The following is an 11,764-nucleotide window of genomic DNA, read 5'->3' as shown; positions in this document are numbered from 1 at the left end:
GGTTCACCCATGGCGCAGGGGTGGTTCCGATTCCAGCACAGCCATGGCGGCGTTGTGTCCGCCGATCGCACTGACGGCGCCGCCGCGGCGGGCACCGGAGCCGCAGAGCAGGATCTGCGGATCATCCGTCGCCACGCCCCAGCGGCGCGCCGGTGTGTCCAGCGGTTCGCCGTCCTCCACGAACGGCCAGTCGAGGCCGCCGTGGAAGATATTGCCGCGGGGCATCCCGACGGCGCGTTCAATGTCCAGGGTGGTCTTGGTTTCGATGCAGGGCCGCCCGTCCGGACCGGTCAGGAGCAGATCCTCGACGGGCTCGGCCAGGACGGAGTTCAGGGAGGCCAGGACGGCCGCCTGCAGTTCGGCGCGGCGGTCCTCATTGTTCTCCGCCGTGACCAGCCGGTCCGGGACGTGCAGGCCAAAGACGGTCAGCGTCTGGGCGCCGGCGGCCTGCAGTTCCGGGGACAGGATGCTGGGGTCGGTCAGCGAGTGGCAGTAGATTTCGCACGGCAGCGGCGAGGGCACGGATCCGGCCGCGGCGGTGCTGTAGGCGGCGTCGAGCTGGGACCAGGTCTCGTTGATGTGGAACGTCCCGCCGAACGCGGCCTCGGGGCTGACGGATCCGTCCAGCAGCTCCGGGAGGCGTTTGAGCAGGAGGTTGACCTTGACCTGCGCACCCTCGCGCTGATGGTTCGGATTGGTGGCGGCGACCGCTGAAATGCCAGGGTCGCCGGCGGCGGCGCCGGCTGACAGGTCGGCGGCAGGCCGGCCGCGCAGCCGGTCGAGGACCACCGGCGCCACATTGGATAACACCCACCGGGCGGAAGACGAATGGTCCCGCCCGCCGTGGCGGTAGTCCACGGCGCCGCCGGGCCGGACGGCGGTCACGTCCGCGGAGGTCAGGATGGTCGCGCCGGCGTCGCGCGCGGCCCGCTCCAGCTCGCCGGAGACCGCGCCCATGCCGCCGACCGGCACGTCCCAGTCCCCCGTCCCGCCGCCGATCAGGTGGTAGAGGAAGCAGATGTTTTGCTGCAGGTCCTCATCGTCAGCCCGGGCGAAGGTACCGATCAGCGCATCCGTCAGGACCACACCGCGGACCAGGTCGCTGCCCAGCTCCCGGCGGATCGCCTGTCCGATGGGATGCTCGATCATGGCCTCCCACGCCGCGTCGGCCCCGGCCCGGGCGGCGAGGGCCCGCGCGTCGGACCGCGCCAGCAGCGGCGCGGTCATGGTGGGCCAGAGTGCCTCCGTGAGCTGCCGGCACGCGGCGTAGAACGCGGTGAAGGCGCCGAACTCGCCGTCGGGAGCGCCGACGGCGGCGAACGACGCGGCCGTGGCGGCCTCGTCCCCGTTGTCCACCAGCAGGGCCCGGCTGGCATCCGCGGGGTCCGGGGTGTAGGAGGAATAGCGCCGCCGCGCCAGCGTGATGCGCAGGCCGAGGTCGTCGATGATCTGCCGGGGCAAGAGGCTGACGAGGTACGAATAGCGCGAGAGGCGGGCGTCGACGCCGTCGAACGCGTGCGCGGATACCGCTGCGCCGCCGGCGTGTTCCAGCTTTTCCAGGACCAGGACGTCCCGCCCGGCCTTGGCCAGGTACGCGGCCGCGGCCAGTCCGTTGTGGCCGCCGCCGACGATGATGGCGTCAAATTCCGTGTTGCTCGACATGGGCCTATCCTGCCATCCGGATCCGCCGGCGGGCGTGAGGCGTCCGGCCACCGGACGTGCCGGGGCAGGGGGGACGTGACTGCTGGGGGCAGACCAGCGCGACTGAACGACGTCGATCCGCCCTGATCTGCCCGGGAACGCAAAAGGCCCCGGTCCGAGGACCGGGGCCAAACGCGGAGACGGGGGGATTTGAACCCCCGGTGGAGTTGTGCCCCACACTTCATTAGCAGTGAAGCCCATTCGGCCGCTCTGGCACGTCTCCAATTGCTAATAACTAGCCAACCAAGGATACGCAGAAGGTGCCACGCAGTGCAAAACGGCGGCTCCAGAGCAACGCGGGGTCAGATCCGGCCCATGCGGGGCCCCCGGATGGGCGCTAAGTGACCCCGCGTTGCTTGGGTGTGGGCCTTACGCCTCGGTGCCGGCGAGGGCCCGCCACAGGAAATGCTGGCTGCGGCTTTGCAGGGCCGCCGCCTGCCGGTTGTCCGAAGCCCCCGCGTGGCCGCCCTCGAGCGCCTCGTGGAACCAGACATTCGGGATGCCCATGGCCTGCATGCGGGCCGCCATCTTCCGGGCCTGCACCGGCCCCACCCGGTCATCCGAAGTCGCCGTCCAAATGAACGTCTCCGGGTAGTCCACGCCGTCCTTGAGCAGGTGGTACGGCGAAAACGTCTTCAGGAACTCCCACTGCTCGGGCACGTCGGGGTCGCCGTATTCGCCGATCCAGGAATAGCCCGCGGACAGTTTGGTGTACCGGCGCATGTCCAGGAGCGGGACCCCGCAGGACACGGCGCCAAACAGCTCCGGGTACTGGGTGAGCATGTTGCCCACCAGCAGTCCGCCGTTGGAGCCGCCCACGCAGCCGAGCCGCTGACGGGACGTGACGCCGCGGGAGATCAGGTCCTTCGCGACGGCGGCGAAGTCCTCGTACGCCCGGTGGCGGTTGCCCTGCAGCGCGGCGCGGTGCCAGTCCGGCCCGTACTCGCCGCCGCCGCGGATGTTCGCCACCACGTAGACGCCACCGCGGCGGTGCGTGCCCTCGCCCTCTTCGCCGCTGGACTCCGCGGTCCGCCGCTCCAGCCATGCCCGGCCGATCGCGCCGCTGTACGCCGGCGTCCGCGAAATCTCGAAGCCGCCATAGCCGGAAAGCTGGGTCGGGTTCTGGCCGTCCAGCACCAGGTCCTTGGCGGCCACCTGGAAGTACGGAACCTTCGTGCCGTCGCTGGAGGCCGCGAAGTGCTGCTGGACCTCGTAGCCCGCCTCGTCGAAGAATGACGGCGACGTCCGGATCACCTCGTGCGTGCTGGTCACCGATCCGCCGTCGCGGGCGAGTGTCCCGCGGGTCAGGGTGGTCGGCGTCGTGAAGCCGGTGGCCACCAGCCAGAAGTCGTTCCCTGCACCCGGTGCCTCGCCTTCGGCGACCGAGGCGGCGCCGCCGGTACCGTCGTCGTCCGAGCCTTCGGCGTCGTCTTCGTCATCCACCGCGAAGGCATTGACGTCGTGCAGGGGCGGGCAGGCGTCCAGCACGGTGGCGGCCCACGCGGCGTCCGTACCGGGGCGCCGCGGATCCAGGACGTGGATCTCCGAGGACACGTCCCGGAGCAGGTTCAGCAGCAGGAAGTCCCGCGTCCAGCTCCAGGACTGCAGGGAGGTGTGCGGATCGGGGGTGAAGAGCACGCCGAGGTCCCGGGAGCCGGCGAGGAAGTCCTCGAAGCCGGCCGCGAGCAGGGAGCCCGCCGGGTGGGTGGTGCCGTTGACGGTCCAGTCACGCTGCGGGCGGAACAGCAGCCATTCACGGTGCGAGCTCAGGTTCACGTCCGCCGGCACGTCGATCTGCACCCATGCACCATCGCGCAGCACCGAGGTGTTCTTCTCGAAAAAGCTGATCCAGTCGACGGCAAACGTTCGTTCGAAGCCCGGCGTGGAGTCGTGGGCCACGATCGCCATCATGTGGTCCTCGGGAATGTCGAACAGCTGCTCGGCCTGGGCCAGGGACTCGCCGCGGCGCAGCTTCACCCCGGTGCGGGCATAGGACGAGGTGGTCCGCGGCAGATCGTGGGCGGTGGTGGCGACCAGCAGGGTGTCCCCGTCCAGCCAGGAGGCGTTGCCCTTGCCGGTCGGGAGGTCGAAGCCGCCGTCGGCCGGGTCCACGAAGCCGCGGGCCTCGACGTCGAACTCCCGGTGGCGGTTGGCGTCCCCGCCGTCGGGGGAGAACGCCAGCAGGGCCCGCCGGTGGGGTTCACCCGGGGCCGGGCGGAGGAAGTTGGCGCCGTGGAAGACCCAGTCCTGGTTCTCGGCGGCGGCGAGGGCGTCGACATCCAGCAGGACATCCCACTCGGGGGTCCCGGCCCGGTAGCTGTCCCAGCTGGTGCGCCGCCACAGGCCCCGGGGGTTGTCCCGGTCCTTCCAGAAGTTGTAGTACCACTCGCCGTGCTTGCCCACCATGGGGATCCGGTCGGTGGAGTCGAGGACCTCCAGGATCCGGCCTTCCAGATCGGCGTAGTCGGCGTCCTCGAGGAGCTCCTCGGTGCGGGCGTTCTGTTCACGGACCCACGCCAGCTGCTCCTGGCCGTAGATGTCCTCCAGCCAGATGTTCTCGTCGACGGGTTCGGGGGAAGTCCCTCCAGCCGGGAGGGCGCCGGTGGCCTCGCCGGACGCGGACGGGTGGTCAGCTTCTGTGGTGGTCATTTTTCCATCCAAGAACATCGGTGCGGCAGTGGCAAGTCACACGGAGGTCAAGCCGGCGGCCGGGTTGCCGATACGCTGGATGCCGTGGGCATATCTCGAAGCATCCGGACGGCAGTGATAGGCGCCGGTCCCCGGGGCACGAGCGCGCTGGAACGGCTCCTCGCCAACTGGGCCTCCACCGGCTCCGCGGGCACCCTGCACATCGACGTCGTGGACCCTTACCCGGCAGGCCCGGGGCACGTCTGGCAGCCAGGACAGTCGCGGCTGTACCTGATGAACACGCAGTCCTTCTATCCCACCGTGGTCCCCGAAGACCCGGAACTCGTGCCGCCCCTGGCCGGGCGCACATTCGACCAGTGGCGCGAACTCCAGCAGGCCCACCCGCACCCTTCGCTCACTGACGACGAACGTGCCGAGCTCTCACGGCTCGGCGAGGCGGACTTCCCCAGCCGGGCCCTTTACGGCCGCTACCTGCGGTCCACCCTCGAGGAACTGCTCACCGTGCTGCCGGCCGGCGTCAGCGTGGACTTCCACGCGGCGAGGGCGACGTCCGTCCGCCACGCCGCGGAGGCCGCCGCGGCGCCGGGCCCGGACCTGGCCGCCTCCGGGCCGGCCGGCGCGGAGGACGCTGCGGTGCGGTTCGACGTCGTGCTCGACGACGGCACCATAATTACCGTCGACTCCGTGGTGCTGGCCGTGGGCCACCTCGACGCGCGGTTAAACCCTGAACAGCGGGAGCTGCTTTCCGCGGCGGAGGAACTCGGTCTCCTGTACGTGCCGCCGGCGGCGCCCGCCGACGTCGACTGGTCCCGGGTGCCGGGAGGCAAACCTGTCCTGGTGCGCGGCATGGGCTTGAACTTCTTTGACGTGATGGGACAGCTGACGGAAGGGCGCGGCGGCCGGTTCGTTGCCGGAGAGGGCAACGCTGAACTGACGTATCTGCCGTCCGGCCGCGAACCGCTCATCATCGCCGCCTCACGCCGCGGCACCCCCTACCGGGCGAAGGCGACACTCACCGGCTACTACCCCGGAACGGTCCGGCTGCGCTACTGCACTGAGGGCGCGATCGCGAAGTTCGCCGACTCCGGAATCCGGCCCTCCTTCGACTACGACCTCTGGCCGCTCCTGCACCGGGACGCGGTCTGGGCCTACTACTCCACGCTCGCGCGCTCGCAGCCCGATGCCATCCTGACCGGCCCGGCCGAGTTCCTGCGCGCCCTGGACGAGTCTTTGCGGCCGCACGCTCACTCGACCGTCAAATGGGAGCACACGGCGGAATCGGTGATTGCCGTCCATGTCCGGGCATCCCACCGCCTGGACCTGCTCGGCCTCGCTGCGCCCCTGGCCGGGCGCTCGTTTGACTCCAGAGCCGAACTGGACGCCGCCGTCGTCGACTACCTGCTCGACGACGCCCGGCGCTCGGCCCTTGGTGAGGACGATCCGGTGAAGATGGCGATCGGCGCGCTGCACCACGGCCGGGCCGTGCTCAAGACCGCTGTGGCCGATAGCGGCATCACGGACGAATCCTGGGTCGCGGGCCTCCGGGGCTGGTTCGAATCATTCGTGGAAGGCCTGGCGAGCGGTCCGCCGGCGCTGCGCTCCGCGCAGCTCGCGGCGCTGGCCCGGGCGGGAATCGTGCGCTTCGTGGGCCCTGACCCCAAGTTCGGCGTGGACCGGCGGGCCCGGATGTTCACCGCGGCGTCACCATGGGTGGGCGGCGGAATGGATGAAAGCGCCGACGGCGGGGCGGAAGGTGCCGCGATGGAGCCTGCCGGCATCGGTGGTGCTGCCGCGGGCGGTGCTGGGGTCCGCGGTTTTGTGGGCAGTGCCGGCGTGATCGGTGCTGCATCAGGGACGGCGCACGCGGGTGCGGTAAGGGACCGGACGGAGAACGCCGTGTCCGGTTTTGGGGCGGCCGCCGTGTCCGGTTCCGGGGCGGGGGCTGTGTCAGCGGCGGCGATGATCGAGGCGCTGGCCCCGGCCAACCGGGTGGCCGTCAACTCTTCGCCCTTGTTGGAGCAGTTGCTCGCCGAGGGGCTGGTGCGGCCGCGCCTCATGATGAGCGTGGAGGGGACCCCGGTGCAGACTTCCGGGCTGGACGTCGTCCCGCATCCTTACCGGCCGCTGGGTGCCAATGGGTCCGTGACGCCGGGGCTTTACGTGCTCGGGCTTCAGCTCTCCGCCACGCAATGGGGCACGGCCATCGCCGCCGAGGCCCGGCCGAAGACCGGCCCGGTCTACCGCAGCGGCCAGCGCACCCTGCGCGACGCCGACGAGATCGCCCGCGACATCCTGGCCCCGTAGCCCGTAGCCCGTAGCCCGTAGCCCGTAGCCCGTAGCCCGTAGCCCCTAGCCCGTAGCCCGTAGCCCGTAGCCCGTAGCCCGTAGCCCGTAGCCCCTAGCCCGTAGCCCGTAGCCCGCCCGCCGCTCCGGAGCCGCTCAAGAGTGGACAAGCCCTCCCCTGGGGCCGGGCAGTGGACAGTTGGTGCTTATGTCCAGTGCTGCGGGCCAGGGGAGGGCATGTGCCGTGGTGGGCGACCAGGAAGTCCGGGCTAAGGCATCAGCCCTTGAGGCACTTCCGGTAGGCGGCCATGGCTGTCCCGTAGTTCACCTGGCCCACGAGATCCCCGGGCCTGGTCGGCTTGACCGGCGGCGTGCACTTCGGCGGGACGGGGACGCTGGCCGCGACCTTCACCGCCGTTTTCACCACAGTGCCGGATTCGACGGCGGTAAGCACCAGGGTGCCCGTGCCGGCGGCGGCGCCAGCGGGAACCAACACGCTCACGTTGGCGGCGCCGGCGGTCACCGGTACCGTGCCCAGGCCCGTCACGGTGCCGGCGGCGTCCGTGAACTCGGCGCGCAGCGAGGCATTCACCGGGCTGCCCAGCGAGGTGAGGTCCAGCTTCGAAACCGCCAGTGTGATGGATTCGCCGCCCTTGACCTCGGCCGCCGTCGTGTTCACGACAGCCACGGAGCGGCGGGCGAAGTCCGGCGAGACCGGGTTGTGGGCCTGCAGGTACTTGATCCAGGCGTCGCGGTCCACGAGCCCGGAGTCCTTGGTGCCCGCGCCTTCCTTGAAGATGCGGAAGTTGTCGCCGCCGGTGGCCAGGAAATTGAACGTCCCGATCCGGTAGGACTTCGCCGGGTCGATCACTGCACCGTTGACCCGGATCGAGGTGATCCGGTCACCGGCGGAGCGGGCGGCGTCGTAGGTGTAGTTCACGTTCTTGGACAGGCCCAGCTGCTGGTACGCACGGCTGGGAACCGTGCCGTCCGGGTTGGTCTGCCACTGCTGCTCCAGCAGGGTCTTGAACTGCGCACCGGTCAGGGACGTGGTCCACAGATTGTTCACGAACGGCAGCACGGCGTTGGCCTCGGCGTACGTGATGGTGCCGTCGGGCGCGTAGTACAGCTCGTTGCGCAGGCCGCCCGGGTTGACGACGCCGATTTCGGCGGCGCCGAGGTCCGGCGCCTTCAGCGCATCCACCAGGGAGTCCGCCACCAGGTTGCCGAGCGTGGACTCGCTGCTCCGGTCATCGCGCACAGCCGGGGAACCGGCGAACGCCGTCGTGATATCCGCCGTGACCTTGCCGACAGGCTGGTTGCCGACCACCGCGGCGTCGGCCAGGGCCTTGTCCGCGATGGCCTTGACGGCCGCGACGCGCGGGTACTGCGCCACAAGATCGGCTGCCGGCTGCGCGGCGCTGGTGGTGCGCTGGACGTTGCCGGCCTTGTACCCGGTCACCGACATGGTCCTGGTGTCGATGGTCAGCTGGATCTGGCCGATGAACTCGCCGTAGTTTCCGGTCTGGACGATCGGGCGGGTCTTGCCCATGGGCTGGCCCGCCGCATCCAGGACCGGGGCGTCCCACGCGTACTGCTTGTGGGTGTGGCCGTTGAAGATCGCCGCCACATCCGGGGTGACCTTCTGGACCATCTTGGCGAAGGGGCCGCCCGCGGCGATTTCCTGCTCCAAAGTGGCGCCCTCGGGTGCGCCCGACCCGGCGCCGTCGTGGTTCTCCACGATGATGACGTCGGCGAGCTTGTCCGCCTTGATCTTCGCCGCGACCCGGTTGATCGCGTCGACGGGGTCACCGAATTCAAGGTCCGCGATGCCTGACGGCGTGACCAGGGACGGCACCTCCTGCGTAACCGTGCCGATCACGGCGACCTTCACGCCGTTCATGTCCAGGACCGTGTATTCCGGCAGGACCGGGGTGGTGGTGCCTTTGGCGTAGACGTTGGCGCCCAGGTACGGGAACTTGGCGTTGGTCCCGCCGGCAGTGACGCGGTCGCGCAGGTCAGCCCAGCCGCCGTCGAACTCGTGGTTGCCCACCGCGGAGGTGCGCAGCTCCAGGGCGTTCAGCACGTCGATGGTCGGCTGGTCCTTGGCGATCGCCGAGGCGAACAGCGAGGCGCCGATGTTGTCGCCGGCCGAAATGAACGCCGTGGCGCCCGGGGCGGCAGCGGCGCGCAGCTTCTCGATGGTCCCGGCGAAGAACACGGTGTTGGAATCGATGCGGCCATGGAAGTCGTTGATGCCCAGGAAGTTCAGCTCAACACTTGCCGGGGTGACGGGCAAGTTCAGGCCCACCACCACGGGATCGTGGTCGCTCGCCCGGAACTGGTCCGGAGCGTAGTAGTCGGTGACGTTGTTGTTGTAGCGGCTGTACTCCAGCGCCACGGATTCCACGGAGTTGATGTTCCAGATGTCCGCGCCGGTGACGGCGGCGTTGGCCGCCGGGGAGGCGAGGATGTGGTCCAGCGAGCCCACGAGGCCGCCGAACAGGTAGGAGTGCTTGGCGGACCCGTCGGCGTTCTTGGCCTTCTCATCCTGGTTGACGTACCCGGCGCCCGTGAGGACGTTAATCGGATCCTCCTTGGCGTAGGAGTTGAAGTCACCGATCAGGAAGACCTTGTCCGTGCCCTTGGACTTCTGCAGTTCGTCGGCGGACGCCAGCAGGGACTTGGCCTGGGCGGTGCGCGCCAGGTTCGAGGCGCCCTGGCCCTTGTCGGTGTCATCCGGCGTCGCGGCGGAGCCCTTGGACTTGAAGTGGTTGGCGATCGCGATGAACTTCTTGTCATCGGCGGCGCCGACCGGCTTGAAGACCTGGGCCATCGGCTTGCGGGCGCTGGCGAACGCGACCGTGTCGTTGTGGATGATGGATTCGCCGATCGGTTCGGCGACAGCCTTCTTGTAGATGAACGCGGTGCGGATCATGTCCTCGTCCGCCAGCGGGGGTGCGTTGGCGGGCGTGCGGACGTAGTCCCAGATTCCCGGGGTGGCGATGTTCAGGGCATCCACGAGCTTGGCGAGGGCGTCGTCCCGGTTCTTGCCGAACTGGGCCGAGTTCTCGACCTCCATGAGCGTGACTACGTCGGCCCCGGATTTGGAGATCGCCGCGACGATCTTGTCCTGCTGCCGCTTGAAGTTCTCCGCGTTCGCCGCGCCGCGGACGTCGCAGCCGCCCTTGACCGTGATGGGGTTGCCGTCCCGGTCCGGGTAGAACGTGCAGCCGGAGATCTGGTCGCCGGTGGTGGGGAAGTAGTTCAGCACGTTGAAGGAGGCAAGCTTGAGATTGCCGCCAACCGCCGCGGGGGTGTCCGCGCGGGTGGCGCCGAAGCTGGCCGGCTGGACGGTGTCCGCGTTGGCGGCCGTCAGCTGGGTCAGGGGCTGGAACTTCCAGGCATTGTTCGCGTAGCTGAGCACCACGTTGGTTTTGAACGTCACCGGCGCGCCGACCCGGACGTGATCCGTAGTGGTCATGTACGGGAGCACCTGGGCCTTGGTGGCGGCGTCCTTGAGGAAGTTCGTGGTGGCGCCGTCGTCGAGCTTGATGCCGCGGGCGGCGTTCGCCGCGACCGTGGCGGTGTACTCCGCGGAGCCGAAAGGCGCGACGGCGGTGGGCTGCGCCAGCGCGGTGGTGCCGCCGGCCAGGCCGATCTCGCCGTACTGGTTCAGCGAGAAGTTGTCCGCCACCGTGACGGGGCCCTGCGGGGTGAGCAGCATGCCTTCGAGGGACTCACGGAAGGCCTCGTCGGCGGGCAGGGCGAAGCCGGTGGCCTTGACCTCGGGGGCGGCCTCGGTGAGCTTTTTCAGATCGGCCGCCGCGGCGACGTTCAGCTGGGTCATGCCGAAGAATTCGCTGACTGCGCCGGTGAGTTCGACGTAGTCGCCGATCCTGACGGCGTCGACTGTCGACGGCGAGTAGACGAACACCGCGTCCGACGCCGCGTGGTTGGCCGGCGTGAGATCGCCGCCTGTGCCGGGGGCCTGGACGTAGTAGCCGGCGAAGCCGCCGGTGGGGAACGTGGCAGTGACCCTGCCGCGGGTGGTGACCGAGGATCCTGCCAGCGGGCTTGCGGTGCCGTTGCCCTGGATTTCGGCAATGGTCTTGGCGGCCGGAGGCGTGCCCGGCCCCGGGTCCACGGGTGGATCCACGGGCGGGTCCACGGGGCCGGCAGCGCCACTGGCCGCCGTCGGTGTGATGGCTGCGTTCAGTGCGAAGTCGGCGGCGTTGTTGTTGGTGTCCCCGCCGTTGCTGCGGTTCATGCTCTTGACGTCGGTGTTTCCCGACGGCGCCGCGGCCGCCTGGGCCTCGAAGGTGTTGGAGGTGCCGTAGCCGAGGAGGTCCGCGACGTTGGCCGGTTCGATGACCGAGCCTGTCGGCAGCGGATTGAGTGCTGTGGCCTGTTTGGCCAGCACGATCGTGCCGCCGCCACCGGCCGGGTTGAAGCCGGTAGCGGTGGCGTCGGCGGCCGGCAGGTCGGCGCCGGCCGTGCCGTTGCTGCCGCCCTTGAGCAGGTAGTAGCCCTTGGCGGGAATGCTGCCGGCCAGGACTGCCACCGAGCTCGGCGCGCCGGTGCCCGGGGCTGAGCGGTACTGGAGACTCCAGCCCTCCAGTGAGACTGGCGCGTCGGAGCCGTTGTACAGCTCGACAAACTTGTTCTTGAAGGCAGCGCCGGAGCTGCCGCCGCTGAGATAGGCCTCGTTGATGACCACCGGCGAGGTTCCGGCTGCTGCCGGCAAGGGTTCGGTGGCGTTAGCCGGCACGGCCGCCGCCAGTGGGGCTGCTATCAGCGCCGCCGACAGTGCTGAGCCCAGCGCTGTTTTCCAGGGTGTTAGTTTCATCCGCTCTAACTCTCATTAGGGTGCCCCGGGTAAAGGGCAGGGTGCAGTGCGTCCGCAGGGTGCAGCGGACAGTGGCCGGCCAGAACTCCTGGTCAAGTCGTGCCGGGCCCATCCAAACAGGGGTGAATGAACAACGTATGGACTAAACGTGCATTCGGCGGGACGCCCCCCAGCGGGACGCGCCGCAGCCTTCCCGGAGCGGCTCGAAAGCCCCGGGCAATGGTGACTGGTGATGCGGGTGAGTTGTATCCGGGTGCCTCCACCGGACGCTCCACAGCAGAA

General features: G+C 69.5%; 4 protein-coding genes and 1 tRNA gene. 1 reads left to right on the top strand and 4 read right to left on the bottom strand.

The genetic code is table 11. The features are described 5' to 3' along the window. Window positions 1-3 precede the first annotated feature (3 nt). The 3 genes from AC1D1A_RS09070 to AC1D1A_RS09060 all read right to left on the bottom strand — a co-directional run bounded on the left by AC1D1A_RS09070 (window position 4) and on the right by AC1D1A_RS09060 (window position 4,350). The gene (locus tag AC1D1A_RS09070; protein WP_476947570.1) at window positions 4-1,662 is read right to left on the bottom strand and encodes a phytoene desaturase family protein; all 1,659 of its coding nucleotides are present in this window, start codon (window positions 1,660-1,662) and stop codon (window positions 4-6) included. A gap of 174 nt (window positions 1,663-1,836) precedes the next feature. Beyond that, a tRNA-Ser gene (locus AC1D1A_RS09065) sits at window positions 1,837-1,924 on the bottom strand. Between the two features lie 146 nt (window positions 1,925-2,070). Next, window positions 2,071-4,350 carry a prolyl oligopeptidase family serine peptidase gene (locus tag AC1D1A_RS09060; protein ID WP_476947569.1) on the bottom strand — a complete coding sequence of 760 codons (2,280 nt, stop codon included), beginning with the start codon at window positions 4,348-4,350 and terminating at the stop codon, window positions 2,071-2,073. A gap of 84 nt (window positions 4,351-4,434) precedes the next feature. Here AC1D1A_RS09060 and AC1D1A_RS09055 point away from each other — a divergent pair, with 84 nt between their 5' ends. Next, a complete protein-coding gene (locus AC1D1A_RS09055; protein WP_476947568.1) occupies window positions 4,435-6,654 on the top strand; it encodes an FAD/NAD(P)-binding protein in 2,220 nt (739 codons plus the stop codon). Window positions 6,655-6,910: 256 nt separating this feature from the next. On the opposite strand, the gene AC1D1A_RS09050 is transcribed toward AC1D1A_RS09055, so the two are convergent. Next, on the bottom strand, window positions 6,911-11,482 hold the full coding sequence (locus AC1D1A_RS09050) for an ExeM/NucH family extracellular endonuclease (protein WP_476947567.1): 4,572 nt from the start codon (window positions 11,480-11,482) through the stop codon (window positions 6,911-6,913). Window positions 11,483-11,764 lie beyond the last annotated feature (282 nt).

It is taken from the genome of Arthrobacter sp. P1_B9 (genome assembly GCF_056406495.1).
Note: the sequence above shows the minus strand (reverse complement) of the source record. Positions and strands in the feature narration are given on the sequence as shown.

Excerpts from the sequence above, each read along its gene's own strand:
- AC1D1A_RS09070 (WP_476947570.1), bottom strand. The coding sequence starts at position 1,662 with ATGTCGAGCAACACGGAATTTGACGCCATCATCGTCGGCGGCGGCCAC.
- AC1D1A_RS09060 (WP_476947569.1), bottom strand. The coding sequence starts at position 4,350 with ATGACCACCACAGAAGCTGACCACCCGTCCGCGTCCGGCGAGGCCACC.
- AC1D1A_RS09050 (WP_476947567.1), bottom strand. The coding sequence starts at position 11,482 with ATGAAACTAACACCCTGGAAAACAGCGCTGGGCTCAGCACTGTCGGCG.